This window comes from Serratia montpellierensis, assembly GCF_020858655.1.
GTDB lineage: Bacteria > Pseudomonadota > Gammaproteobacteria > Enterobacterales > Enterobacteriaceae > Serratia > Serratia montpellierensis.
In genome coordinates this window covers 286,955-313,564 of the sequence record NZ_VOSN01000022.1, presented here as the reverse complement: position 1 = coordinate 313,564, position 26,610 = coordinate 286,955, and the positions used below count along the sequence as shown (strand labels likewise).

The following is a 26,610-nucleotide window of genomic DNA, read 5'->3' as shown; positions in this document are numbered from 1 at the left end:
GGCCCTGCCCGTCATCACCATGATGATGGCAAAACCAGCCGCCGATAAACTCAGGGATTAACGATGCGGGCCGGCGTTGCCCGGAGGATAAGGCTGACCACGGCCGTCATCGCGCCGGTCATGGTCACCCCGATCGTCATGACGGCGATCGCGGTCACGATTATCGCGATCGCCGTGGAACGGATTGCCGCTGCGTTCCGGCTCGCGATGCTCATAGCCACGCGGCGGCGAAGGTTGCCAGCGTCCGCCGTCCCAGTACAAACCGCGCGCATTGCGCTCACCCAGACCGCGGCCCTGGTGCGCATGCCACCACTGCGGTGGACGCCAGTCGTAGCCATCCCAGTAGTAGCCGCGACGGTCCTGATCCCCCAGATGCAGGGAAACGCCCGGCACGTTAATATCGACGGACACATCGGCCTGCGCCGCCAGCGGCAGCAACAGCGGGAAACACACCAGCAACAGGATCTTTTTCATTTTACCTTCTCACTCTATTTTTCTTGCTGCAGTGGTTATATCAGCGTGCTTATTTAACGACTATCTCATCGATGCCTATTTTCAGATCGTTTTCGACGGCCTTACACAATCCCTACACTGTTTGCCGCCGCCTTTAATTATCATAACCACTGACAAGGTTTAACGAATAACTGACGTCTCTCAAGCTGAGCAGCAATTATAATTAAATGGATTCCCACCGGAGGATAATAAAATGATTAAACGTATAGGTATGTTGCTGGCCGTTGTGGCCCTGGCCTCAAGCCTCAGCGCCTGCTGCTGGGGCCCGCATTGGGGCGGCGGTCACCGCGGCGACGGCCCTGGCCATTATTACGGCCGTTATTGATTCGACAAATAAGGTCATCAACCAAATAAAATAAGATATAAGAATATTCCGCAATTAACATAAAATAAATTTTCGCCGTGGCGTTTTAATGAATAATGTTAATTCTTACTTAGCCCATTAGGAATAAACTGAATTTTTCCGAAAAAAGAAAAAGGCCGCGCAAGCGGCCTTTTTTGATGTCACGTCATTCACCCTTTCGGGCTGGCGTTTTCTACCCGGCTTTTCAGCTTCTGCCCCGGACGGAAGGTCACCACGCGGCGCGCCGTAATCGGAATGTCTTCGCCGGTCTTCGGGTTACGCCCCGGACGTTGGTTCTTGTCACGCAGATCAAAGTTGCCAAAACCCGACAGTTTTACCTGTTCGCCATTCTCAAGGGCCCGACGGACCTCTTCAAAGAACAGTTCCACCAGGTCTTTGGCGTCCCGTTTGCTAAGCCCAAGCTTCTCAAACAGGTGTTCTGACATTTCAGCTTTAGTAAGCGCCATAGGTTCAATCCCTCAAGGATGCTTGGAATCGCTGTTTTAGAGCCTCTACGCATTTTGCAACGGTAGCGGCTATCTCCTCTTCTTCCAGTGTACGAGCGGTATCCTGCAATACCAGACTGATAGCCAGGCTCTTGTCACCTTCTGCCACGCCCTTGCCACGGTACACGTCAAACAAGTTTACGCCAACTACCTGATTTGCGCCAACTTTCTTACACTCGGCCAAAATATCTTCTGCGGGGACATTTTCAGCCACCACAACGGCGATATCACGGCGGTTTGCCGGGAAGCGCGAAATCTCCCGCGCCTGAGGCACGGCGCGGCTCGCAAGCTTGTTCCACTCCAGTTCAAACACCACGGTGCGGCCGTTAAGATCCAGTTTACGTTCAAGTTCCGGGTGAACCACACCGATGAAACCTACGCGTTCGCCGTGCAAATAAATCGCCGCACTTTGCCCTGGATGCAGGGCCGGATTGGCTTCCGCCCGGAACTGAATTTCGGATAATTTACCGGTCAGCTCGAGGACAGACTCCAGATCCCCTTTTAAATCATAGAAGTCGACGGGCTTACGCGCCAGATCCCAATGCTCATCGTGCGTATGGCCGGCGATCACGCCCGCCAGCATGACGTCCTGACGGATACCCAGATTTGCCGCACTATCAGGCACAAAGCGCAGGCCGCTTTCGAACAGGCGCAGGCGCGTCTGCTGGCGGTTCTGGTTGTACACTACCGCAGACAACAGGCCAGTCCACAGCGACAGGCGCATCGCCGACATTTCGACCGAAATCGGGCTCGGCAGGATCAACGCTTCTTCATTCGGATGCAGCAACGCCTGCACTTTCGGATCGACGAAGCTATAGGTGATCGCTTCCTGATAACCGTGATCGACCAGCATGGTCTTCACGCGCTTGAGCGTCAGGTCGGCTTCGCGATGCTGAGTCATCACCAGATCGGCGCGCACCGGCACATCCGGGATGTTGTCGTAGCCGTAAACGCGCGCCACTTCTTCCACCAGGTCCTCTTCGATCTCCATATCGAAACGCCAGCTCGGCGCCACTGCCTGCCAGTTGTCGCCCTGTTCGGTCACCTGGCAACCCAGGCGGCGCAGAATGTCGCTAACCTGCTCGCTCGGCACCACGTGGCCGATCAGGCGATCCAGCTTCTCGCGGCGCAGCGTGATGGTAGCGCGTTTCGGCAGTTCGTTTTCATTGGTCACGTCAATAACCGGGCCGGCCTGGCCGCCGCAGATGTCCAGCAGCAGGCGCGTAGCGCGTTCCATCGCTTTGTACTGCAGCGCCGGATCGACGCCGCGCTCATAGCGGTGAGAAGCATCGGTATGCAGGCCGTGACGGCGTGCGCGGCCGGTGATCGACAGCGGGCTGAAGAAGGCGCATTCCAGCAGCACGTTCTGAGTTTCCCCGTTAACGCCGGAATGTTCGCCGCCGAAGATGCCCCCCATCGCCAACGCTTTTTGGTGATCGGCGATCACTAAGGTGTCGGCATTCAGTTTGGCTTCGTTACCGTCCAGCAGCGTCAAGGTTTCCCCTTCTTCCGCCATGCGCACCACGATACCGCCGTCGATGCGGCTCAGATCGAAGGCGTGCATCGGCTGGCCAAGCTCCAACAGCACATAGTTGGTGACGTCTACTACGGCATCGATAGAGCGGATACCGCAACGACGCAGTTTTTCACGCATCCACAGCGGGCTTGGCGCCTTGACGTCGATGCCTTTCACCACGCGGCCCAGATAACGCGGGCACGCCTGCGGCGCGTCAACGCGGATCGGCAGCGTGGCGTCGATGGTGGCGGCCACCGGGCTCATGTCCGGCTCGGTCAGCGCAACCTGGTTCAGTACGCCCACGTCACGCGCAACGCCGATGATGCCCAGGCAGTCGGCGCGGTTCGGGGTAACGCTGATCTCGATGGTGTTGTCGTTCAGTTTCAGATAGTCACGGATGTCGGTGCCGATTGGCGCATCCAGCGGCAGCTCAATGATGCCGTCATGATCGTCGGAAATGCCCAGCTCGGAGAACGAGCACAGCATGCCTTCCGAAGGTTCGCCGCGTAGCTTGGCGGCCTTGATTTTGAAATCGCCCGGCAGCACTGCCCCCACAGTGGCGACCGCCACTTTCAGGCCGGTACGGCAGTTCGGCGCGCCGCAGACGATGTCGAGCAGGCGATCGCCGCCTACGTTAACCTTGGTGACGCGCAGTTTGTCGGCGTTCGGGTGTTGGCCGCACTCGACCACTTCGCCCACCACAACGCCGTTAAACGCGCCGGCAACCGGGTCCACGCCGTCCACTTCCAGACCGGCCATGGTGATTTGATCGGATAATGCTTCGCTGCTGATGGCCGGGTTTACCCACTCGCGCAACCAGAGTTCACTGAATTTCATGTGATATTCCCGCCTTACTTAAACTGTTTGAGGAAACGCAGATCGTTTTCGAAGAATGCGCGCAGGTCGGTGACGCCGTAACGCAGCATCGTCAGGCGCTCCATGCCCATGCCGAAGGCGAAGCCGGAGTAAACTTCCGGATCGATACCCACGTTGCGCAGCACGTTCGGATGCACCATGCCGCAGCCCAGTACTTCCAGCCACTTACCGTTCTTGCCCATCACGTCCACTTCAGCGGACGGCTCGGTGAACGGAAAGTAGGACGGACGGAAACGAACCTGCAGATCTTCTTCAAAGAAGTTGTTCAGGAAATCGTGCAGCGTGCCCTTCAGGTTGGTGAAGCTGATGTCTTTATCGACGATCAGCCCTTCCATCTGGTGGAACATCGGAGTGTGAGTCTGATCGTAGTCGTTACGATAAACGCGGCCCGGCGCAATGATGCGGATCGGCGGCTGCTGGTTCTTCATGGTGCGGATCTGCACGCCGGAAGTCTGGGTGCGCAGCAGACGCGTGGCGTCAAACCAGAAGGTATCGTGGTCGGCACGCGCCGGGTGATGCCCTGGAATGTTCAGCGCGTCGAAGTTATGGTAATCGTCTTCAATCTCCGGGCCGGTGGCAACGGAGAAGCCCAGCTCGCCGAAGAAGGTTTCGATACGGTCGATGGTGCGGGTCACCGGATGCAGACCGCCGTTCTCCATACGACGGCCCGGCAGAGACACGTCGATGGTTTCAGCCGCCAGGCGCGCGTTCAGCGCGGCGCTTTCCAGCGCGTTCTTACGCGCGTTCAGGGCGTCTTGCACCTCTTGCTTGGCCTGGTTGATCACCGCGCCGGCCGCCGGGCGGTCTTCCGCCGGTACGTCGCGCAGAGACTGCATCTGCAAGGTGAAATGACCTTTCTTGCCAAAATATTCGACGCGTACCAAATCTAACGCGGCAACATCCTGGGCATCTTCTACGGCTGCCTTGGCACTGGCAACCAGCTCTGCGAGATGTGGCATTGCTTTCCTCTTCCTCTGGCCGGGATGGCCCTAAGTAATTGTTATCTATTATTCGAACACGCCTTTGAGCAATCTTCAAAGACTTTTCAATGCGTTGCCGGTCGGACGGCTCTCCTGCGCGGCGCAGGGCCGGCTGAGTACCCGCCGTTCTCACCGCAACGCTTTGCAAGGCGAGGCGATGGCCAAAAACAAAAAAGCCTCCACGAGGGAGGCTTAGGCGCTACTTTTCGTTTCTTTTCTTACGCGCAAAGCCTCCTGAAGTCAGGCGCTAAAGTAAAAAAAGAAACGAAAAATAGCTGCGTGCATGATTGCGGTACCTTGTCGATGATTGTCCACCAGTGATATAGCGGTGGCCAATAAAAGTCAATATTTGTCGCTGAAAACAAAGATTAAAAGAGGGAGCAAGCTCCCTCTTCTACTGACTTACGCCAGAGCTGCTTTCGCTTTCTCAACCAGTGCGCCGAAGGCCACTTTGTCGAAGACTGCGATGTCAGCCAGGATCTTACGGTCAATTTCGATCGACGCTTTTTTCAAGCCGTTGATGAATTTGCTGTAAGACAGACCGTTCTGACGAGCAGCTGCGTTGATACGTGCAATCCACAGCTGACGGAACTGACGCTTACGTTGACGACGGTCACGGTAAGCATACTGGCCTGCTTTGATTACTGCCTGGAAGGCAACACGATATACGCGCGAACGGGCACCGTAGTAACCTTTCGCCTGCTTCATAATTTTCTTGTGACGTGCGCGTGCAATTACACCACGTTTTACGCGAGCCATATGCTCTCTCCTAAAGTCTTATTCTAAATTCAAAAAAAAATGGCTTATGCGTACGGCAGGCACGCGGTAACCAGGACCAGATCGTTTTTAGACACCATGCCTTTCGGACGCAGGTGACGTTTACGCTTGGTTGCTTTTTTGGTCAGAATATGACGCAGGTTGGCATGTTTACGCTTAAAACCACCGCTGCCGGTTTTTTTGAAGCGCTTGGCTGCACCACGTACAGTTTTAATCTTTGGCATTTTAATTAAATCCACTTCGCATTGTTAAACAACGAATCAGTTGGGCGAATGGAACCCACACGGCGCAAGCGCCGCGCGGGTTCCATTACTTGTAAGCCTTACTGTTTCTTCTTAGGAGCGAGCACCATAATCATCTGGCGGCCTTCGATCTTCGTAGGGAAGGATTCGACCACTGCCAGATCCATATCTTCACACAGGTCTTTACGGACGCGGTTAAGCACTTCCATACCGATCTGCTGGTGCGCCATCTCACGCCCACGGAAACGCAGGGTGATTTTGGCTTTATCGCCATCTTCCAGAAAGCGAATCAGGTTGCGTAGTTTGACCTGATAGTCGCCATCATCGGTGCCAGGACGGAATTTGATTTCCTTAACCTGGATAACTTTTTGCTTCTTCTTCTGTTCTTTCGTCGACTTGCTCTTCTCGTAGAGGAATTTGCCGTAATCCATGATTCGGCAAACTGGCGGTTCGGCATTTGGGCTGATTTCTACTAAATCAACGCCCGCTTCCTCAGCTTTTTCAAGAGCTTCATTCAGACTGACAATACCAATCTGCTCGCCATCGACGCCGGTTAGGCGAACTTCTTGCGCGCGAATTTCTCTGTTAATGCGATTAGGACGCGCCGGTTGAACTCGTTTTCCGCCTTTAATACTTTATTCCTCCAGTTGATGAAGACTACGGCTGCGAATCTCTTTCAGCAGCTTGTCTACGACTTCGTTTACGTCCAGGCTTCCCAAGTCTTTGCCACGGCGGGTACGAACGGCAACTTTGCCTGCTTCGACCTCTTTGTCACCGCACACCAACATGTAAGGGACTCGACGTAAAGTATGTTCGCGAATTTTAAAGCCAATCTTCTCATTTCTCAAGTCCGCTTTCACGCGAATACCTGCATCCTGCAGTTTTTTGGTCAATTGCTGGACGTAATCAGACTGGCTGTCGGTGATATTCATCACCACCACCTGCACCGGAGCGATCCAGGTCGGGTAGAACCCGGCGTATTCTTCGGTAAGGATACCGATGAAGCGTTCCATGGAGCCCAAAATGGCGCGGTGAATCATTACCGGCACGACGCGATCGTTGTTTTCGCCAACGTACGAGGCGCCCAAACGGCCCGGTAAGAAGAAATCGAGCTGCACGGTACCACATTGCCATGCGCGATCCAAACAATCATGCAGGGTAAATTCAATTTTCGGTCCGTAGAAGGCGCCCTCACCCGGCTGATATTCAAACGGAATGCCGTTCTCGGTCAGCGCGGCGGCCAGGTCTTCTTCCGCGCGGGTCCACATGTCGTCGGTGCCGATGCGTTTTTCCGGACGCGTAGACAGCTTGACGGCGATCTTGTCGAAGCCGAAGGTGCCGTACACGTCATAGACCATGCGAATGCATTCGTTCACTTCGGCACGCACCTGCTCTTCAGTACAGAAGATGTGGGCGTCATCCTGCGTGAAACCGCGCACGCGCATCAGGCCATGCAGGGAACCCGATGGCTCGTTGCGGTGGCAGCTACCAAATTCGCCCATGCGCAGCGGCAAATCGCGGTACGACTTCAGGCCCTGGTTGAAAATCTGCACGTGACCCGGGCAGTTCATCGGCTTGATGCAGTATTCGCGGTTTTCCGACGCGGTGGTGAACATGGCGTCTTTGTAGTTTTCCCAGTGGCCGGTTTTTTCCCATAGCACGCGGTCCATCATGAACGGACCTTTCACTTCCTGGTACTGGTACTCTTTGAGCTTCATGCGCACGAAGGCTTCCAGCTCGCGGAAGATAGTCCAACCGTCGTTGTGCCAGAACACCATACCCGGCGCCTCTTCCTGCATGTGATACAGGTCGAGCTGTTTGCCGATCTTGCGGTGGTCGCGCTTGGCCGCTTCTTCCAGACGCTGCAGGTAGGCGTTCAGCTGCTTCTTGTCTGCCCAGGCGGTACCGTAGATACGCTGCAGCATTTTGTTTTTGCTGTCGCCGCGCCAGTAAGCGCCGGAGGTTTTCTGCAGCTTGAAATGGTGGCAGAAACGCATGTTCGGCACGTGCGGGCCACGGCACATGTCGACGTATTCTTCGTGGTGATACAGGCCAGGACGATCGTCATGGCTGATGTTCTCATCCAGGATCGCCACTTTGTAGACTTCGCCGCGCTCAGCGAAGGTGTCGCGGGCTTCTTGCCAGCTGACCTTCTTCTTGATGACGTCGTAATCCTTATCGGCCAACTCGTGCATCCGCTTTTCCAGCAGATCCAGGTCTTCCTGCGTCAGGGTGCGGTCGATGTCCACGTCATAATAGAAACCGTTGTCGATCACCGGACCGATCGCCATTTTGGTATCCGGCCACAGCTGCTTGATCGCATGACCCAGCAGGTGCGCGCAGGAGTGGCGCATGATTTCCAGACCGTCTTCATCTTTGATGGTGATGATGGCCAGCTGCGCATCTGATTCGATCAGATCGCCGGCATCAACCAGCTCGCCGTTGACACGGCCGGCGATACAGGCTTTCGCCAGGCCAGGGCCGATATCGCGCGCGACATCCATCGGGGAAACGGGGTGGTCGAAATGACGCTGACTACCGTCAGGAAGAGTAATAACAGGCATTAATAATTCCTTATCTACAGTGGTGACCCACACGACAGATCACATGCAGTACGAAAATTGGATTTTGGGTTTGGTCAGCCAGGTTTCAGATCTCGCCCACAATTGCCAGATTGAAACCTCACTGGGTATACAGAATGGAACGCATACCTTCTCAGCCGCATTCGGCTAAGCGAATAGTATCACTAAAATTGTTCCGGATAAATAAAGTGCCGCCGCCCTCACACTTTCGCCTTATTCGGCGCAAAAACGTCTTTCAGGTAGCTGAGGGTGGCCAACAGGCACAGGCCGTAGCCCAACAGTTCGCACCCCTCTTCCACCATGTTTTTCACCACCCGGTTATAGCCGTCCAGCATCAGCGCTTGCCACAGTGCGCCCATGCCGAACAGGCGTGAAAACACCAGAATGCACAGCAGGCCCGCGCACATCATGCCGTAGCCGGGATGCGTCACGAAATAGGCCAGGCCGCGCACCGTCGCCGCAACATGCCTTCCGGCATGCCACAGGCAGGCCAGGGCAACCGCCAGCGCGAACCACACCCAAGCGCCGTGCCACAGCGCATCGAAGGCGAAGTCCATCTCGCGGATCAGCATGCAGAGAAAGAAGCCGCCGACCAGCATCCAGGCGGAGCGGCGTTCAGCCTGCCGCCAGGCCGCAGCGAAGAAACCGCCGGAGATGGCGAGCAGCAACAGTTCCTGCGCCGCTTCGGTCAACGAGGTTTCATGCACGAAGTTATGCAGCCAGTGTACGTCGATAAACACCAGGCCGACCAAGGCCGCTAAAAAAGCGCCGTAGAATAGAAAAGCAACGGCCTTCCCCAGCAAAATATGCAGTTCTTGTTTCATAATCACACTCATTATTATTTACAGCGCATCTATGTTATCCACCTGTTCTCAGGGATCGTGGCAATTGATGCCTAATACCGTACACCGCGATAAAGGTGGTCATTAATCACGCCGCAAACAATAAAAACCCCGGCACATGGCCGGGGGAAGCGCCAGTCTTTCCTGGCTGTCATTTCATCACCGTCAGTATTTCAGGCTCTCATCCCTCTATCATCGAGACGCGCAAACGAGCCTGGAAATTACGCCTGCGGAGATGATACGGTGACACGCCGGGCGTTGGTGTTAACGCCCCACAAACCTGCCAATGCACTGACCACTGCACCAATCAACAATGCAAAGAATGACCACAGAGCAGCCCGAGACAATTCGTCCGCAGCCGCGGCAGCCTGTTCGCGCGCTTTCTGTTTCAGCTCAGCATACTCCTGTTTTGCCTGATTGATTTTTGCTTCGGCTTCATCCAAACGCTGATTAACCATCTGCGCAGTTTTATTTTTGGCGTCGACCAAATTCTTCACAGTCTGGTCTACTTCCTGCGGCGTCATATTGGTATTTTCAACCAGCGCTTTTTTCAGTGCGTCTTGATCCACATCTTGCGAGATGGCCTCACCATGTTTTTTAAGCTTGTCGACCAGTTGCTTAATAATCGCATCGCTATTGTCGGGCTGAAGTGCCAGGGCTTTTACTGCGTCTGCCAAATCAGTCTTGGCCGCATTCAACTGTTGCTGCATGAATTCCGGCTGCAATGACGGAATACCACTTTTTTTAAGCGCCGTAACCACATCACCATGCAGCTGTTCAGGTTCCAACGTGGTGTCTATACCCAACTTGTCAAACACCTTGCCACCCACGTCCGCTAACCCGGTTGCCCCTTTGCCAATCGCTGAACCAGCACCGGAGAGCAAGCTGCCAGAGGTCGAAGCGATAGCACCCAGCGCATTGCCGGTGGCCTTCACTGCAGACCCGACCAGCATCCCGCCCAGCACCGCCGCCACAATAAGTGACGTAGCCCATACCAGGAAGCCATGAATAAGGCCGTCATTAGCAGCCAAACGTCCGGCAATAAAAGCGCCGGCAGCCAAGCTAATAATGATTGAAACAGCGGACCAAATCACTACGGTGGTACCGGCTCCATTGATTGGATCGTCTGACGTGGGATCCACGATGGAAAATCCAAGGCTGGTGCCCAACGTCGACAGCAACAGTGAAACAGCCAATACGGTGATAACACCACCAATGACGCTGCCCCAGGAGATTTTTTTCGCCGCTACCCATTCTTTTGCCACTTCCATAGTAAAACTCCTTTTAAGCTTTTCGATTATAAAGAAATGCCACAAAGCCTTACCAGTATAGAAGTTTTTAAACTCTTAAGCGGTTAAATGGTAAAAACAGTTAAAAATAATTAATAATAATTACAGCACGGACGTGCCTACTCTCGGCGACAACACGCTGACAGAGCGTCTTGGCATCACTATCCTTACGTTATTCACTGGTGAACAGGTCTTGAGCTCATAATATGAACCGGTTACTCGCAGTCCTCGTCGTGCTATGCGCGGTATTAGCGACGCTGTATGGGCGGGTGCATTTTGGCGCACGTTCAGTACCACGAGCGATTGCGGTCAACGAAGCGCCGCTGGGGTGTGAGGATGAACCAGAGCTCGCCGGCGAGTGCAACGGCGAAGATGAAACACCGGCTGACGGCTAATTAACCTTACGAGCTATCCCCATTGCCGCCAGGCACGCGGCAGGCTAGGCTGTTCAGCTCATGGGCCGCCGCCTGGCGGCTTGAACGTTGCACAGGGAGTCTATTTTATGACGGGTATTTTGCAGTTATTCCAGGCCATCGGACTGGGTTTGGTGCTGCTGTTGCCGCTGGCCAACCCGCTGACCACGGTAGCGTTGCTGCTCGGTTTGTCCAGCAATATGACGCGCGAAGAGCGTAATCAGCAGTCGCTGATGGCCTCGGTTTATGTGTTCTGCATCATGACGGTGGCGTTTTACGCCGGGCAGGTGGTGATGAACACCTTCGGTATTTCTATCCCCGGCCTGCGCATCGCCGGCGGCTTGATCGTCGCCTTCATCGGTTTCCGCATGTTGTTCCCCCAACAGAGCCCTGAAGAGGCGCCGGAGGTGGAGAGCAAGTCGCACGAGCTGCGGCATAAGACGTCGGCCAACATCGCCTTCGTGCCGTTGGCCATGCCGAGCACCGCGGGGCCGGGCACCATCGCCATGATCATCAGCTCGGCGTCGAGCGTCAAAGCGAACTCGCTGGGTTTTGAACCCTGGGTGCTGGCGGTGGCGCCGGTCGCCATCTTCCTGACGGTCGCGGTGATCCTGTGGGGTTGCCTGCTCAGTTCCGGCGCCATTATGCGCTTGGTGGGGAAAAGCGGCATCGAGGCTATCTCGCGCCTGATGGGCTTCCTGCTGGTGTGTATGGGCGTGCAGTTCATCATCAACGGCGTGCTGGAGATCATCTCCACCTACACACCGGCCGCCTGACGATAAAAAACGGGCGCGACGATCGCGCCCGTTGCCGTTATTTCCCCGCCGGCGCCTGCGCGCCCAAAATGCCCTTGCCTTCCGGCACTTCGGTAAAGCGGCTGAGGATCTCGCTGTAGGTCTTGGCCGGATCCAGATCCGGGAACTGCGCCGGATAGATAAACTTCGCCAGATACTCCAGCCCGACGATGTTGTACGGGTGGTTGTAGAAGTTATGGTAGATGCCGTAGAACCGCCCTTCCTTCACCGCCGACAGCTGCGCGAACCCCGGGCGCTGTTTCATGCGGTTGAAAGCCTCATCCACCTGCTGCTGCGTCACGCCATAGCCGAACGGCACTGCGGCGTTGGTCTTGCTGGCCCACTGTGAGCCGGAAACGATGTAGGCATCCGGCTTCATGCTGATCACTTTCTCCAGCGCCACATCGCCGGTCGCCCCCGGCAGCAGCGCAGATCCGATGTTGCGCGCGCCGACCGCCTCGACCAGCGCCCCCCAACCGACATGGGCATGGGTAAAGCAGCAGGATTCCAGCCCGTTCAGGCCGGCCTTGGCTTCAAAGAACACCAGCGGCTTGGGTTCCACCGCCTGCGTCTTGGCCAGAATGGCCTGATAGTGCTGCTGATAATAATCGGTATATTGCTTGGCCTCACTTTCGCGGTTGAGGGTTTCCCCCAGCAGCGTCACGCTTTTGGGCGTGTTTTCCACCGGCTTGAGCATGGTGTCGATAAACAGCACCGGTACGTTCAGCGCCTTCAGCTTATCCAGCACGCCAGTTTGGCTCAGCGACGGTTTGGAGCGCAGCTGGGCGATCATCAGGTCGGGGCGTTTGGCGATCACGCTCTCCAGATTCACTTCACCTTTGTCGCTGAACCCCATATCGATGATGTTTTTCGCCGCCGGCCATTTGCTCTGCAAAATATCCCAGGTCGCCGCGTCGCTTTTCTTCAATAAGTTATTCCAGGCCACCAGCCGGCCGAACGGGTTGGCGCGATCGAGCAGCGCCAGCGTGAGAATATCGCGCCCGTCCTGCACCACGATGCGTTTCGGCTCTTGCTGGAGGGTGAGTGTCTGCCCGGAGGTGTCGGTCAGGGTCAGCGGATAGGTGGTGGCCATCGCCGGAGAGGCGAGCAAGGCGGCGCAAACCAGCGCCGGCAAAGTGATTCGACGGTGCACGAAAGACTCCTTAGTCATGAACACAATCAGGAAATACTAATGAGAATGGCTTGCATTATCAAAGATAACGCCCGGCAACCCGGCGATTAATTGCAAAGGGATGTGTAGAGCGCGGTTGAGAGGCGCGCCAGAGGCGGCGCGCCCAGGGGATCATACCAGGCCGTAGATCAGCGCCGACAGCGCAATCAGGCCCATCACCAGCACGAAGACGTTGCTCGCCGCGCGGTATTGCCGCATGGCCGGCACCGCACGCACCGCGTACATCGGCAGGATGAACAGGATCGCCGCAATCAGCGGGCCGCTGATGGTTTCGATAATGTGCAGCGCGCTGGGATTCCACACCGTCGCCGCCCAGGTGAGCAGGAACAGCGACACCGCCGAGATGCGGTGCGTCATACGCGAGCTGAGCGGTTTGCCGACCGCGCGCGTGACACCGTCGATCAGGCTGGTCGCCCCTTCCGTCACCCCCAGCGAGGTGCCGAGATAGGATTTAGCCATTGCCAGCATCGCCATCACCGGGCCGAGATAGGCGATCAGCGGGTTGGAGAACTTGTTGGCCAGGGTGGTCAGCACCGTGATGTTCTGATCTTTGGCCTGCTGCATGTCTTCATGGGACAGGCTCAGCACGCAGCTGAACACGAAGAACAGCACGGTAACGCAGATCAGCACATAGCTGTAGCGCATGATGCGCGCGCAGCGGCGTTCCGCCTTATCGCCATACAGGCTCTTCTGCGTCGAGGCGAAGGAAGAGATGATCGGCGCATGGCTGAAGGAGAACACCATCACCGGCACCGCCAGCCACAGCGAATGCCACAGCCCCGGCGTGTCGAAGCGGGTGGCAGCCAGGCCATTAACGAAGTTGGCGGTATTCCAGCTCGGCATCAGGTACAGCGAAATGCCCATCAGGAACACCAGCAGCGGGAACACCAGCATGCCCATTGCCGCCACGATGCTGTCTTTGCCGCGCAGCAGCACCAGATTGAGCACCACCACCACCGCCAGGCTCAGCCAGATGCGCGGCAGCGGCGCCACATGGAACTGATGGATCAGGAAGCTGTCCAGCGCGTTAGTGATCGAAATGCTGTACACCAGCACGATCGGGAAGAACGCCATCAGATACAGCACCATGATGATTTTTCCGGCCAATACGCCGAAATGTTCCACCACCACATCGTGAATATTGCCGTCGCGGCTGGAGCCGGAAAGCACGAAGCGGCTGAGCGCGCGGTGCGGCAAATAGGTCAGCGGGAAAGCGAACAGCGCCATCAGCAGCAGCACCAACGGGCCGTTCAAACCGGCGTTGATCGGCAAGAACAACGTGCCGGCGCCCACCGCGGTGGCATAAAGACCGAACATCCAGACGGTGTCGGTTTTGTTCCATTTGGCAGGCTGAGCGGCCGTCAGCGTGCCTGAATCGGGAGAAATCGTACTCATGAGACAGTCTACCTTAATCTGCGGCGCCAACGATTGCGCCTAACGGGATATCCTTCTCCGCGAATTTTTTAATAGTAATCAGTGAATTAAAGCGATATTTCATACTTACGCCTGATGAAAGGACGGCAAAGGATAATGAAAAATCCGCTGCGGGTCTATGTTTTATCGGCCGAACGAACGATTTGTGAACAGAAAATGCTGGAAAAAACGGCGCAGACAGAAAAAACTAAGGGCCCCTTGCGGAGCCCTTAAGCGGTTTACTTCTTCGCGTCCGGATGGTCCGGCACCTCGGCGCTGCCCATCTCCTTCTCGTCGCGGATCATCGAGCGGTCTTTACGCACGTCGGCCACGTCGGAGGCGCTCACCGGTTTGGCACTGTTGCCCCAGCTGGTGCGGATGAAGTTCACCACGTCCGCCACCTGCTGATCGTTCAGACGCCAGCCGAACGGCGGCATGGTGATGTTGGACACCGCCCCCTGCACCGCCGGCGTAGTGTTGCCGGTCAGCACGATGTGGATCAGCGAGGTCGCGTCCTCGGTCTGCACCACCGGGTTGCCCTTCAGCGACGGGAAGGCGCGCTTGTAGCCCACGCCGTCGGTGCGGTGGCAGGCCGCGCAGTTATCGACATACAGCGCCGCGCCGGGCTTGCTGTCGTCACCGCGCCACAGATCCTTGGCCACGCTGTCTTCGACCGGCGCCGCCTGCTGCTTGCCGTCTTTCGGCGGCAGCGATTTCAGGTAGCGTGCGATGGCGGTCAGATCGTCGTCGCTCAGGTATTGCAGGCTGTGCTCCACCACGTCGCTCATGCCGCCAAACACGATCGCCTTATCGTTACGGCCGGTTTTCAGGAACTCGGTCAGCTCGGCTTCGCTCCAACTGCCCAGGCCATCCTTGCGGTCGCTGCGCAGGCTGGAAGCCACCCAGCCGTCGATCGGCGCGTTGCTGCCGGACAGGTAGTCGTCGCTTTCGCTGTTGCTCAGCGCTTTTTCCTGCATGGTGATGCTGCGCGGGGTATGGCAGGCACCGCAGTGGCCCAGGCCTTCCACCAGGTAGCGGCCGCGCTCAATCACCGGATCGGCCTTGGCGTCAGCGACGAAGTCCGCCGGCGACGGCGCGAACATGCCGCGCCAGATGCTCAGCGGCCAGCGCATCGACAGCGGCCACGGGATGTCGGAGTCCTTATTGGCCTGCTCCACCGGCTGCACGCCGTGCATGAAATAGGCATACATGGCCCGCATGTCGTCCTCTTTCACCAGCGCGAACGACGGGTACGGCATCGCCGGGTACAGGGTGCTGCCGTTTTTGGCTACGCCCTTACGCACCGCGTTGTCGAAATCCTCGAAGCTGTAATCGCCGATGCCGGTTTTCTTGTCCGGCGTGATGTTGGTGGAGTAGATGGTGCCGATCGGCGTCTCCATCGCCAGACCGCCGGCGAAGGTTTTGCCGCTCTTGCCGTCGGTGTGGCAAGCCACGCAGTCGCCGGCGCGCGCCAGGTATTCACCGCGCTTGATCAGCTCGCTGCTGACGGTGGCGTCCTGCGCCCAAACGGAAAAACTCACTGCACTGAGAACCAGTGCCGGTACAAATGCTTTCATCGTTCGCCGTCCTTATGCCTGCACCAATGGGCCTGGGTTTTTCAGATACTGCTCGCGAATGGCGCGGGCAGACCAGTAAGCCAATGCCGCCACGGTGCCGGTCGGGTTGTAGCCCAGCCCCTGCGGGAAGGCCGATGCGCCGATCGAGAACACGTTGTGCACGTCCCAGCTCTGCAGATAGCGGTTGACCGCGCTGGTCTTCGGATCCTCGCCCATTACCGCGCCACCGTTCATGTGGGTGGTCTGGTAGCTGGTGGTGTCGAAGTGGCTGTTGGCGTTTTTCGGGCTGCCGGCGATCAGTTTCGGGTTCATCGCCTTGGCGATCGGCGCCATCTTGTCGTACATGAACTGCGCCATCTTGATGTCGTTTTCCTGCCAGTCGAACGTCATGCGCAGCAGCGGCTGGCCAAAGACGTTCTTGTAGTTGGGATCGAGATCCAGATAGTTGTTGCGGTACGACTGGTGCGCGCCGTGGGCGTCCATCGAAACATGGTGGGTGTAGGCATCCGCCACCGCCGCTTTCCATTTGCTGCCCCAGGCCGGGGTGCCCGGCGGCGTCGGCAGGCCGGAGATCGGCTTGGTGCCCGCCTGGTTGACCCAGAACGGCGAACCGCCGACGAAGCCTTCTTTAGCGTGGTCGAAGTTATCGGCGTTGAAGTCGTCCACGCCCACGCCGTTGCCGCCGGCGCCGATGAACGGGTTGGTGAACACGTCTTTATCGAAGAACGCCTTGATGGTGGTCATGTTCTGGTAGGCGAAGTTGCGCCCGACCACGCCTTCGCCGGTCACCGGATCGTAAGGCTTGCCGATGCCGGACAGCAGCATCAGGTGCACGTTGTGGAACTGGAACGCGCCCAGGATCACCAGATCGGCCGGCTGTTCAATCTCGCGGCCCTGCGCATCGACGTAGTTCACGCCGGTGGCGCGAGACTTGTCGTCGGTCAGGTTGACCTTCAGCACGTTGGCGTTGGTACGCAGCTCGAAGCGTTTTTCCATGCGCAGCGCCGGCAGAATGTTGACGTTCGGCGAAGCCTTGGAATACATGTAGCAGGCGTAGCCGCTGCAGAAACCGCAGAAGTTGCACGGGCCCATCTGCGCGCCGTACGGGTTGGTGTAAGAGTCCGAGGTGTTGGCGGACGGCAGGTTGTAAGGGTGATAACCCACTTCCAGCGCCGCTTTCTCGAACAGCTGGGCGGAGTAGGTATTTTTCTGCGCCGGCAGCGGGAAGTCGCTGGAGCGATCCGCCGCAAAGCGGTTGCCGCCCTTCTGCGCCACTTTCTGCCCTTTGATGGTCCAGGCGGTGCCGGAGGTGCCGAACACTTTCTCCGCTTTATCGAAGAACGGTTCCAGTTCGTCGTAGGTCACGCCGAAGTCCTGGATGGTCATGTCCTTCGGAATGAAGTTTTTGCCGTAGCGCTCTTCATAGTGGCTGCGCATGCGCAGTTCGATCGGATCGACGCGGAAATGCACGCCCGACCAGTGCAGGCCGGCACCGCCAACGCCGGTGCCCGGCAGGAACGCCGCCAGCTGGCGGTAAGGCACCGCGGTCTGGCTGCTGTTGTGGCGAATGGTGACGGTGCTTTTCGACAGATCCTGGAACAGTTTGCGGCGGATGTTATAGGTTAGCTCGTCGATCACCTGCGGATAAGAACCGTCCGGATAGGTGTCGCGCATCGGGCCACGCTCCAACGCCACCACGTTGAGGCCGGCCTCGGTCAGCTCTTTGGCCATGATCGCACCCACCCAGCCGAAGCCGACGATCACCGCGTCTACTTTTTTCATTACCGTTGCCATGCTTAGCCCCTCTCCCCTCGAATCGAGACCGGCGGGAAGGGATAACGCTCCCCTCGCTCAACCCAGTCCATAAAATCGGCGCGCGCGCCCGGAAAATTAATCAGCTTCCAGCCCACCATGTCTTTGTTACCGCCATGGATCGGATCGCTGAAGAAACCTTCACGGGTGTTTTGCAGCAGATAGGAGAAGAACAGTTTCGACGGCAGCTGCTGGAACTCCGCCTCGCCGGACTCGAACTTTTGCAGCATGGCGTCTTGCTGCGCGCCATCCAGTTCGGCGAAGGGCTTGCCGGCGGTTTTCTTGCTGTAGGCGTCGGCGTCACTGATGCCGAGGTTGTAGATTTGCTTGGGCACCAACGGCAGCTGATAGCCCATTTCCTTCGGCACATCGGGGTTAAACGGCCCTTGCATGTACCAGATGGAGCCGGTGGCGTACGGGGTATTCATCTGGCGATCGATAAACTCCGGCACGCCGGCTTCCAGTGCGCCAGGGCCGCGTTCGTCGGCCGGGATCAGGCGCGCGACGGCGGCCTTGATGAAGGCCCACTCTTCCGGGGTGAAAAAGGTCGGTTGGTAATCGTTCTGCGTTGAAGTGTTCGGGGCCGCGACCGCTGGTGCCGGTGCCGTCAGCGCGCCAACGCCACTGCCACCAATTACCGCCGCAGGAATTAAGGTCATCGATTTCAACAAGAAATCGCGCCGCGAATTGTTGGTTTTATGATTCGACATGTCACATTCCATCCAAAGATAGTCACAACTATTTAACCGCAACCTTGCGATCGATACGGGTTTTTAAAATAATTTGTTACTTATTTGTATATTTATTGAAGGTCAGAATGCGCGCAAAAGCAAAAATGTTACCGGTAACTTATTGAATGAACGTAAAGATTTATCCGCTAACGTAAATTTAACTTTTTGTGCGGTTTTTCTGATAACCGATGAGGAAATAACGAAAAATGAGAGGCAGGTCGCGCTATAAACTAACGCAGGAAACAGAATCGGCCGCGTTTAGCGGCCGATTCAAAGAAGGATGGGGCTACGGCGACATCGCCTGATAAGCGGTGGTCACCTTCCACAAATAGCGCGGTGCCTGCGGCGCCGGGTGCTTTTTCTGGATGTGCTGATAAAACTCATCCGGACTCATCTGATTGATGCGATTGACCGCCACGCGCTTGTCCGAGGAGAAGGTGCGCAACATGGCGCCCGCCCCGTTCACGTACGAAACGATGGTGGCGTAACGCAAAGTCTGTGGGTTGTTGATCCCGGCTAGCTGCTGGCTTTGAAGAATATTGATATAGGCCGTTCCCAGATCAATATTGACCGCCGGATCCTTCAGCTCACGCGAGCTGGGTTGCCCGCTTCGTCCTTTCATGCGATAGGCGTCGCGGCCGGCGGTAGAAGCCTTAAGCTGCATCAATCCCACTGCGTTCGAGGTGCTGACCACGTTCGGGTTAAACCCGGACTCCACCTGAATAATCGCTTTAATCAGCGTTTCGTCAACGCCGTAGTTGCTGGCGGCCTGACGAATGTAATCGTTATAAACAACCGGCGTGCCTGTGCGGTTTACCGGTGCCTGCGGAGGGGGTTTTAACCAACCGCCGCGCGTTGTGCCACTGCCTGAAATATTGCTTGCCGTTTGCGGGTCTTTGGCGCACCCCGACAAAAGTAAAATTGCCGTAAGGCAACCTATTTTTGTTTTCACAGAATCCCTCACTCCTTTCAATGAGTTGCGTAGCATATACAACTTGTAAGGACACCTGCAGTAATTTTTTGGACTAATCTCAAGCTATCCATATACCAAGAGGTGATTTATGAGTCAATCTGCAACAAGCTGCTTTGTGGTGACTTTTCGCTATCAGGAAGAAGGATTGACCGACCTGGCGAAGCTGACCGGGCAATTGACGCGTGAGGGTTTTGTCACGTCGGTGACAGACGAGAATGGCGTTCACCACGAACTCGGCAGCAACAGTTTTGCGTTTATAACCGTGCTGGATCAAGAGGATGTACAGCGTCTGGCGCAGGGGTTCGGGCAGTTGGCATTGGGAAAACAGCCGGAGGTGGCGATATGCAGCTGTAAGGACTACCTTCAGCGGTTACATACTGATACATAAAATGCTATAACTCCCCGGACGGTATTATTTTTTCAGTTGGAGAAATACCCCGCCGGCGGTGGGCAAGTGACGCTTGACTTCGCTTCAATTGATATTGATAATCATTTTCATTTGAACCAGGAGACGTCATCATGCCATTGATAAGTTGCGCTTTTCGTCGCAGTCGCCCTTCCCGCGCTGCCGCACTGTTACGCCCTTTCACGCTCGCCTGCCTGCTGCTCGGCGCCGCCTTGGTCAGTCAACACGCGCTGGCGGAAAAAAAGCTGCGCGTGGTGACCACCTTTACCATCATTCAGGACATTGCCCAGAACGTGGCCGGTGACGCCGCCGTGGTGGAATCTATCACCAAGCCGGGCGCCGAGATCCACGACTACCAGCCCACGCCGCGCGACATCGTCAAGGCGCAGCACGCCGATCTGATCCTGTGGAACGGCATGAACCTGGAACGCTGGTTCCAGCGCTTCTTCGAGAACATCAAGCAGGTGCCAGCGGCGGTCGTGACCGAAGGCATCACCCCGCTGCCGATCCGCGAAGGGCCGTATAACGGCAACCCGAACCCGCATGCCTGGATGTCGCCGAGCAACGCGCTGGTGTATATCGAGAACATCCGCAAAGCGCTGGTGGAACACGATCCGGCCCATGCGGAAACCTACAACCGCAACGCCAAGGCCTACGCAGAGAAGATCGGCGCACTGGACGCCCCGCTGCGTGAACGCCTGGCGCGCATTCCGGCCGCACAGCGTTGGCTGGTGACCAGCGAAGGCGCTTTCAGCTACCTGGCGCAGGACTATCAGCTGAAAGAAGTTTATCTGTGGCCGATCAACGCCGATGAGCAAGGTTCGCCGCAGCAGGTGCGCCGGGTAATCGACGCGGTGCGCGCCCACCATATTCCGGTGGTGTTCAGCGAGAGCACCATTTCCGACAAGCCGGCCAAACAGGTGGCGAAAGAAACCGGCGCCAAATACGGCGGCGTGCTGTACGTGGATTCGCTGTCCACACGCGATGGCCCGGTGCCGACCTATATCGACCTGCTTAACACCACCGTGCAAACCATCGCCAAAGGATTCGATCAATGACCCATGAACCGTTTGTCCGCCCTGAATTGAACGTGGACGACGTCACCGTAACCTACAATAACGGACACACCGCCATTCATAACGCCAGCTTTACCCTGGGCGGCGGCTCGATCTGCGCGCTGGTCGGCGTCAACGGCAGCGGCAAATCGACGTTGTTCAAAAGCATCATGGGCCTGGTCAGGCCAACCAGCGGCCGGGTGTCGCTCAGCGACAAACCGGTGGCGGACGCGCTGAAAAAGAACCTGATCGCCTACGTGCCGCAGACCGAAGACGTCGACTGGAACTTCCCGGTGCTGGTGGAAGACGTGGTGATGATGGGCCGTTACGGCAAGATGAACTTCCTGCGCATCCCGTCGCGCGAAGACCGGCTGCGGGTCGACAAGGCGCTGGAGCGCGTCGGCCTGAGCGAGCTGCGCAGCCGGCAGATCGGCGAGCTGTCCGGCGGCCAGAAAAAACGCGTGTTTCTGGCGCGCGCGCTGGCGCAACAGGGCACGGTGCTGCTGCTGGATGAACCGTTCACCGGCGTGGATGTGAAAACCGAGAATGCCATTATCGAGCTGCTGCGCGCATTGCGCGACGAGGGGCATCTGATCCTGGTCTCCACCCACAACCTCGGCAGCGTGCCGGAGTTTTGCGATCGGGTGATCCTCATCAACCGCACGGTGCTGGCCGCCGGCCCGACCGAGACCACCTTCACCCAGAGCAACCTGGAGCAGGCGTTCGGCGGCGTGCTGCGCCATATCAACCTCTCAGGCCCGGATCTGCACGACGACAACGATCCGCGCACCGTTACGGTGTTGACCGACGATGAGCGCCCGGCGGTGTTCTACGGTCACACCAAGAGCGATCCGCCGGCCAACAGCCAGGCCAGGGAGAAACAATCCTGATGCTGGACCTTCTGCTGCAACCTTTCAGTTATAACTACATGGTGAAAGCCATCTGGGTCAGCGCCATCGTCGGCGCCGCCTGCGCGTTCCTGTCCGCCTATCTGATGCTGAAGGGATGGTCGTTGATGGGCGATGCGCTGTCGCACTCGGTGGTGCCCGGCGTGGCCGGCGCCTACGCTCTCGGCCTGCCCTACGCCGCCGGCGCCTTCTTTACCGGCATGCTGGCGGCGCTGGCGATGACGCTGGTGCGCCACATCACCCGGCTTCGCGAAGACGCCATCATCGGCTTCATCTTCTCCACCTTCTTCGCCGTCGGTCTGCTGATCGTGTCGCTCAACCCTACCTCGGTCAACGTACAGTCGATCATCTTCGGCAATATCCTTGGCATCGCCGACGAAGACGTGCTGCAGGTAGAAATCATCATCGGCGTTTCGCTGCTGATCCTGTGCCTGGTGTGGAAAGACCTGCTGGCGGTGTTCTTCGACGAAAGCCACGCGGTCTCGATCGGCCTGTCACCGCTGAAGCTGAAGATCCTGTTCTTCACCCTGCTCAGCGCCTGCACCGTCGCCGCGCTGCAAACCGTCGGCGCCATTTTGGTGATCGCCATGGTGATCACCCCGGGCGCCACCGCCTACCTGCTGACCGACCGCTTCAGCCGGCTGGTGATCATCGCCATCATCATCGGCGCATTGACCAGCGGCATCGGCGCCTATCTGAGTTTCTTCCTCGACGGCGCCACCGGGGGCGTTATCGTCACCCTGCAAACGCTGGTGTTCCTGGCGGCGTTCTTCTTCGCGCCGAAACACGGCCTGCTGGCGTCCCGGCGTCGTGTGGCACAGTCGCAAACCGGAGGTCGCTGATGGACACCCTGTATCAACTGCTGAGCGAACCCTTCGCCTACCCGTTCATGCAGCGGGCGATCGTCGCTGCCATCGTCACCGGCGTAGTGTGCGCCGTGCTCTCCTGCTATCTGGTGCTCAAAGGCTGGTCGCTGATGGGTGACGCCATCTCGCACGCGGTGCTGCCCGGCATCGTGGTGGCGTTCGTGGTCGGCATCCCGCTGGCGATCGGCGCGTTCCTCTCCGGCATCTTTTGCGCGGTAGCCACCGGCTACCTGAAAGAGAACAGTCGGGTGAAAGAAGACACGGTGATGGGCATCGTTTTCTCCGGCATGTTCGCCTTCGGCCTGGTGCTGTTCTCGCGCATCGATACCGACCAGCACCTGAGCCACATTCTGTTCGGCAACATGCTGGGCATCACCGACGGTGAGCTGAAGCAAACCCTGCTGATCGCCGGCATCACCCTGGCGGTGGTGTTACTCAAGCGCAAAGACTTCATGCTGTACTGTTTCGATCCGCACCATGCCCGGGTGATTGGCCTGCCGGTCAAGCTGCTGCACTACGGGCTGCTGTGCCTGCTGGCGATGACCATCGTCGCCTCGCTGCAAGCAGTGGGGGTGATTTTGGTGATTGCCATGCTGATCGCCCCCGGCATCATCGCCTTTATGCTGTGCCGCCGGTTTGATCGCATGCTGATGGTGGCGACGGTGGTGTCGGTGTTCTCTTGCGTGCTCGGCACCCTGATCAGCTTCCATATCGACGGCGCCACCGGGCCTTGCATCGTCATCGTGCAGGCCGTGTTGTTCGTTATCGCCTTGTTGTACAGCAAGCTGCGTCCGTTACAGGGTAACCAAAACGTGCCGATGGGCAGTTAAACGCCCCTCTGATGCGGCGGTGTTCCCCGCCGCATCCTATTCCTCCGCTGGCTTATCCATTATCATCAAGTAGCAATCGGTATTGCGCTTAAATTAATCAATAGGGTATATACTTTGAGCTGGCGAGGCGCTGAAAAAATCGCCACCTTTGACGCCGGCTGTGCGCCGCGTCGTGTTTTCACCACGGGAAAGACGCTAACCTAATGAATTATCAGGCAGCACAGAGGGGGAAATACCATGTGGCAAGCCGTTAGCCGTCTGTTAAGTGAACATCTTGGCAGCGCAGAGATACGCGAAAGGATTGAACTGCCCGGGGGCGACATTCACCCGGCGTGGCGCGTGAGTTACGGTGACAACGAGGTGTTCGTGAAATGCGATGCCCGTGAGCAACTGCCGATATTCACCGCCGAGGCCGATCAGCTGGCGTTGCTGGCACGCAGCAAAAGCGTACGGGTGCCGGAAGTGTATGGCGTCGGCAGCGATCGCGACTACAGCTTCCTGCTGCTGGAGTATCAACAGCTGAAACCCCTCGACGCCCACGGCGCCTACTGTCTGGGCCAGCAGTTGGCGCACCTGCATCAGTGGAGCGAGCAACCGCAGTTTGGTCTCGACTTCGACAGCGATCTGACCACGACCCCGCAACCCAACGCCTGGCAGCGCCGCTGGTCGGAATTTTTCGCCGAGCAGCGCATCGGCTGGCAGCTGCAGCTGGCGGCGGAGAAAGGCATGACCTTCGGCGATATCGACGACATTGTCGATCGGGTGTATCTGCGTTTGCAGCACCACCAGCCGCAGCCTTCGCTGCTGCATGGCAACCTGTGGCCGGGCAACTGCGCGATGACCGCCAACGGGCCGATCCTGTTCGACCCGGCCAGCTACTGGGGCGACCGAGAGTGCGATTTGGCGATGCTGCCGCTGTATCCGGAGCTGCCGCCGCAGATCTACGACGGCTATCAGAGCGTATGGCCGCTGGGGGCCGGGTTTATTGAGCGCCAGCCGTTGTATCAGCTGTACTACCTGCTTAACCGCAGCAACCTGTTCGGCGGCCAGCATCTGGTGGCTGCGCAACGTGCGGTGGAGGCGCTGTTGCAGCCCGAAGCGTCGTAACGTTCCAGGGCGCCGCTTGGCGCCCCGTTCATGGCTCAGGCCGCGCCGGCCAACTGCCCCAACAGGCGGATCACGAACCAGGCGATCACCGCAATCACGATCGGCAGGATGTACAGCGGGAAGTACTGCAGGAAGATGGTGTGGTGCGGCAGCGTGATGCGCTGCTCCAGCTGTTGGCGCGTGTGCCCTTCGCTGCCCTTGGCCTGCTCCAGGATCATCTGGTCTTCCAACCCTTCGCGGATGAACTTGACCTGGCGCGACATGCGTGCGCCTGAAGCCTGCAGCGCCAGCCCGACGAAGATCAGAATATAGATGATGATGAACATCAGATTGGCGCCGCTGAACAGGCTTTTATCGACGTCAGGCACCGGCGAGTTGTACCAGAAAAGGTTCAGGAACGGCGTGTTGAAACGCACCATGTCCACCATCACGTGAACAAAATCCAGCATCACCGCGTTGATGCCCTTGGTTTTTTCACTGTGCTGGTAGACAAAGCCCAGCACGGAAATCAGCGTTGACAGCAACGCCGGGATAAAAACCACCCATCCGAGAATGCGTTTCAAAATGGCGATACGCCCGGCCTGTTGATACGTCATGTGTTCCCCTTGTTAGCGACGTAACCGAATCGGCTAAGTCTACCTGCAGTTGGCGAAACTCGCCCACCGTTTTCTTCATTCCCGCTGTGCTACAAGCTTAGCCGAATTCGCCGAAATCAACTGCTTAACGACGTCCGGGCACTATCATTGAAGAAATCACGTTATCCGTTTAGTCAGAGGCCGCCATGATTCGACTGATTATCTTATTGCTGGGCGCACAGGCGCTGCACGGCCAGCGCCGCCTGCTGCTGCTTTTCGGTTGGCTGTGGATAGCCGCAGGGGCGCTGATGTTGTTCGACATACTGCAGGATGGCCGCTCGGTGCTGGCGCTGGATGCGCTGGCGGTCATCCTGGCGCTGGAGGGGCTGGTGGCGATATCCGCCGCGCTGGTGATCGGCTCTTCGGCCAGCAGGCCGGTGTTGCTGAAAGGGCTGGGCTTCGTGTTTATGGCCTTTTTAATGTTGGACGTGCCTGCAGACGATAACATCGTCGCCACCGTGGTATTTGGCAGCGCGCTGCTGCTTGACGGTGCCGTGCGCATCGCCTCCTCCACGGTGATTCAACACAGTCGATGGAAAGCCGTGGCGCTGGCGGGCGGCGGCGAGATCCTGCTTTCGTTGATGATTTTTGTCGGCTGGCCGGCGCCGCATCGGATGACGGTGCCCTTTTGCCTCGGCGTGATGATGGTGCTTTCCGGCTGGGCGTTATTGCGTATCGCCCGGAGACTGACAAACTTCTCTCTGAATCAGCACCCCACGCGGCAGCCGCCGCACCCGGCGGATGAGGCTGTGCCGCTCACGGTGTACGTCTGGACACCGATTGGTGCGGCTAAAGATCCACGCCGGCGTTACATCGTCGACCGATATATCGCGGCGGTCGATGGCGGTGGCAATATCTCCACCGGTCATGCCGCCCTGGCGCTCGCGCCGGATGTGTATATCAGTCACTACCCGCTCAACGACATCAGCCATTCCGTTCAGGATTTCCGCCAGTTGTTGCATGCCGGCGAACAGAACAACGTCGACGGGCGTTTTCTGCCCGACCTGTCGGGCGAGATCGCCGCCTGGTGCCCCCCGGACAAGAAAATTCAGTTCTATCGCTATAACCCGGCGGCGCTGCGCGCATTCTGGCTGCATTATCGGCAAGACGCCACCTACAATCTGACCCGGCGTAACTGCTCCACCACGGTCATCGGCGCGCTCGACAGCGCGCTGGAGGGCGTGCTGGGCGATAAACATCTGTGGCGCCGTTTTCTGTTACTGGTGCTGGATCCCAATCTATGGATGCTGGCGGTACTGCGTAGCCGTGGCGAAAGCATGACCTGGACACCGGGGTTAGTGCTGGACTATGCGCGCATGTTGCAACAGGTCACCGAGCGCCAACACCAACGCTGGTGGCTAAAGTTACGCGAGATGTGGAACATCCTTCGCTTTGGCAAAAGCCAAACGCGCAGGCAAAGATTTTAGTCTCG

26 protein-coding genes and 1 other annotated feature are annotated in these 26,610 nt (G+C 57.6%); of the genes, 8 read left to right on the top strand and 18 right to left on the bottom strand.

Annotated elements, in window-relative coordinates; all coding sequences use genetic code 11:
* Positions 1-57: 57 nt before the first annotated feature.
* The 11 genes from FUU19_RS23735 to FUU19_RS23685 form a co-directional block, all read right to left on the bottom strand.
* Positions 58-474, bottom strand: coding sequence for a DUF2502 domain-containing protein (locus FUU19_RS23735; RefSeq protein WP_049271951.1), 417 nt, complete (start codon positions 472-474; stop codon positions 58-60).
* Positions 475-1,026: 552 nt separating this feature from the next.
* The gene (gene ihfA, locus FUU19_RS23730; protein WP_004931414.1) at positions 1,027-1,323 is read right to left on the bottom strand and encodes an integration host factor subunit alpha; all 297 of its coding nucleotides are present in this window, start codon (positions 1,321-1,323) and stop codon (positions 1,027-1,029) included.
* A 4-nt stretch (positions 1,324-1,327) separates the two neighbouring features.
* Entirely contained in the window at positions 1,328-3,715 is a 2,388-nt protein-coding gene (gene pheT / locus FUU19_RS23725; protein WP_230490504.1) for a phenylalanine--tRNA ligase subunit beta, read from the bottom strand.
* Between the two features lie 14 nt (positions 3,716-3,729).
* Positions 3,730-4,713 carry a phenylalanine--tRNA ligase subunit alpha gene (gene pheS, locus FUU19_RS23720; protein ID WP_043143373.1) on the bottom strand — a complete coding sequence of 328 codons (984 nt, stop codon included), beginning with the start codon at positions 4,711-4,713 and terminating at the stop codon, positions 3,730-3,732.
* 187 nt (positions 4,714-4,900) lie between these two features.
* Positions 4,901-5,023: a sequence feature (Phe leader region), on the bottom strand.
* Positions 4,975-5,019, bottom strand: a complete 45-nt coding sequence (pheM, locus tag FUU19_RS23715) for a pheST operon leader peptide PheM (RefSeq protein WP_121626058.1) — start codon at positions 5,017-5,019, stop codon at positions 4,975-4,977. Its footprint overlaps the feature before it by 45 nt.
* Positions 5,024-5,136: 113 nt before the next feature.
* On the bottom strand, positions 5,137-5,493 hold the full coding sequence (gene rplT / locus FUU19_RS23710) for a 50S ribosomal protein L20 (protein WP_004931417.1): 357 nt from the start codon (positions 5,491-5,493) through the stop codon (positions 5,137-5,139).
* A gap of 44 nt (positions 5,494-5,537) precedes the next feature.
* Positions 5,538-5,735, bottom strand: a complete 198-nt coding sequence (rpmI, locus tag FUU19_RS23705) for a 50S ribosomal protein L35 (RefSeq protein WP_004931418.1) — start codon at positions 5,733-5,735, stop codon at positions 5,538-5,540.
* Positions 5,736-5,833: 98 nt separating this feature from the next.
* The gene (gene infC / locus FUU19_RS23700; RefSeq protein WP_048233542.1) at positions 5,834-6,385 is read right to left on the bottom strand and encodes a translation initiation factor IF-3; all 552 of its coding nucleotides are present in this window, start codon (positions 6,383-6,385) and stop codon (positions 5,834-5,836) included.
* Positions 6,386-6,388: 3 nt separating this feature from the next.
* Positions 6,389-8,317, bottom strand: coding sequence for a threonine--tRNA ligase (thrS, locus tag FUU19_RS23695; protein ID WP_141969159.1), 1,929 nt, complete (start codon positions 8,315-8,317; stop codon positions 6,389-6,391).
* Between the two features lie 218 nt (positions 8,318-8,535).
* Positions 8,536-9,159, bottom strand: coding sequence for a hypothetical protein (locus FUU19_RS23690; RefSeq protein WP_141969161.1), 624 nt, complete (start codon positions 9,157-9,159; stop codon positions 8,536-8,538).
* Positions 9,160-9,398: 239 nt separating this feature from the next.
* Positions 9,399-10,448, bottom strand: coding sequence for an AAA family ATPase (locus tag FUU19_RS23685; protein WP_141969163.1), 1,050 nt, complete (start codon positions 10,446-10,448; stop codon positions 9,399-9,401).
* Positions 10,449-10,968: 520 nt separating this feature from the next.
* Between FUU19_RS23685 and FUU19_RS23680 the strand changes: the two genes are divergently transcribed.
* Positions 10,969-11,655 carry a MarC family NAAT transporter gene (locus FUU19_RS23680; RefSeq protein WP_255703310.1) on the top strand — a complete coding sequence of 229 codons (687 nt, stop codon included), beginning with the start codon at positions 10,969-10,971 and terminating at the stop codon, positions 11,653-11,655.
* 37 nt (positions 11,656-11,692) lie between these two features.
* Here FUU19_RS23680 and FUU19_RS23675 read toward each other — a convergent pair whose 3' ends face one another.
* From FUU19_RS23675 to FUU19_RS23650, 6 genes are all read right to left on the bottom strand, one after another.
* Positions 11,693-12,826 carry an ABC transporter substrate-binding protein gene (locus tag FUU19_RS23675; protein ID WP_141969167.1) on the bottom strand — a complete coding sequence of 378 codons (1,134 nt, stop codon included), beginning with the start codon at positions 12,824-12,826 and terminating at the stop codon, positions 11,693-11,695.
* 150 nt (positions 12,827-12,976) lie between these two features.
* On the bottom strand, positions 12,977-14,260 hold the full coding sequence (locus FUU19_RS23670; protein WP_141997909.1) for an SLC5/6 family protein: 1,284 nt from the start codon (positions 14,258-14,260) through the stop codon (positions 12,977-12,979).
* A 257-nt stretch (positions 14,261-14,517) separates the two neighbouring features.
* Positions 14,518-15,855, bottom strand: coding sequence for a c-type cytochrome (locus FUU19_RS23665; protein ID WP_043143369.1), 1,338 nt, complete (start codon positions 15,853-15,855; stop codon positions 14,518-14,520).
* A gap of 12 nt (positions 15,856-15,867) precedes the next feature.
* Positions 15,868-17,649 carry a GMC family oxidoreductase gene (locus FUU19_RS23660; RefSeq protein WP_025302609.1) on the bottom strand — a complete coding sequence of 594 codons (1,782 nt, stop codon included), beginning with the start codon at positions 17,647-17,649 and terminating at the stop codon, positions 15,868-15,870.
* A gap of 2 nt (positions 17,650-17,651) precedes the next feature.
* A complete protein-coding gene (locus FUU19_RS23655; protein WP_049295472.1) occupies positions 17,652-18,377 on the bottom strand; it encodes a gluconate 2-dehydrogenase subunit 3 family protein in 726 nt (241 codons plus the stop codon).
* A gap of 307 nt (positions 18,378-18,684) precedes the next feature.
* Positions 18,685-19,350: a transglycosylase SLT domain-containing protein gene (locus tag FUU19_RS23650; RefSeq protein WP_049295470.1), complete on the bottom strand. Its 666-nt coding sequence runs from the start codon at positions 19,348-19,350 to the stop codon at positions 18,685-18,687.
* 109 nt (positions 19,351-19,459) lie between these two features.
* Here FUU19_RS23650 and ghoS point away from each other — a divergent pair, with 109 nt between their 5' ends.
* The 6 genes from ghoS to FUU19_RS23620 all read left to right on the top strand — a co-directional run bounded on the left by ghoS (position 19,460) and on the right by FUU19_RS23620 (position 24,543).
* Complete coding sequence (gene ghoS, locus FUU19_RS23645; RefSeq protein ID WP_038877599.1) at positions 19,460-19,759, top strand: type V toxin-antitoxin system endoribonuclease antitoxin GhoS; 300 nt, start codon at positions 19,460-19,462, stop codon at positions 19,757-19,759.
* A gap of 131 nt (positions 19,760-19,890) precedes the next feature.
* The gene (locus FUU19_RS23640; RefSeq protein WP_100396324.1) at positions 19,891-20,835 is read left to right on the top strand and encodes a metal ABC transporter substrate-binding protein; all 945 of its coding nucleotides are present in this window, start codon (positions 19,891-19,893) and stop codon (positions 20,833-20,835) included.
* The gene (locus tag FUU19_RS23635; RefSeq protein WP_230490503.1) at positions 20,832-21,722 is read left to right on the top strand and encodes a manganese/iron ABC transporter ATP-binding protein; all 891 of its coding nucleotides are present in this window, start codon (positions 20,832-20,834) and stop codon (positions 21,720-21,722) included. Before FUU19_RS23640 ends, FUU19_RS23635 begins: the two co-directional genes overlap by 4 nt.
* Positions 21,722-22,582 carry an iron/manganese ABC transporter permease subunit YfeC gene (yfeC, locus tag FUU19_RS23630; RefSeq protein WP_141969173.1) on the top strand — a complete coding sequence of 287 codons (861 nt, stop codon included), beginning with the start codon at positions 21,722-21,724 and terminating at the stop codon, positions 22,580-22,582. Before FUU19_RS23635 ends, yfeC begins: the two co-directional genes overlap by 1 nt.
* Positions 22,582-23,436: a metal ABC transporter permease gene (locus FUU19_RS23625; RefSeq protein ID WP_141969175.1), complete on the top strand. Its 855-nt coding sequence runs from the start codon at positions 22,582-22,584 to the stop codon at positions 23,434-23,436. The genes yfeC and FUU19_RS23625 overlap by 1 nt, the downstream gene beginning before the upstream one ends.
* Before the next feature lie 237 nt (positions 23,437-23,673).
* Positions 23,674-24,543, top strand: coding sequence for a fructosamine kinase family protein (locus FUU19_RS23620; protein WP_033642864.1), 870 nt, complete (start codon positions 23,674-23,676; stop codon positions 24,541-24,543).
* Between the two features lie 35 nt (positions 24,544-24,578).
* On the opposite strand, the gene FUU19_RS23615 is transcribed toward FUU19_RS23620, so the two are convergent.
* Positions 24,579-25,139: a YniB family protein gene (locus FUU19_RS23615; protein ID WP_141969177.1), complete on the bottom strand. Its 561-nt coding sequence runs from the start codon at positions 25,137-25,139 to the stop codon at positions 24,579-24,581.
* A 185-nt stretch (positions 25,140-25,324) separates the two neighbouring features.
* On the opposite strand from FUU19_RS23615, the gene FUU19_RS23610 reads away from it, so the two are divergent.
* On the top strand, positions 25,325-26,605 hold the full coding sequence (locus FUU19_RS23610) for an HdeD family acid-resistance protein (RefSeq protein WP_202669396.1): 1,281 nt from the start codon (positions 25,325-25,327) through the stop codon (positions 26,603-26,605).
* Positions 26,606-26,610 lie beyond the last annotated feature (5 nt).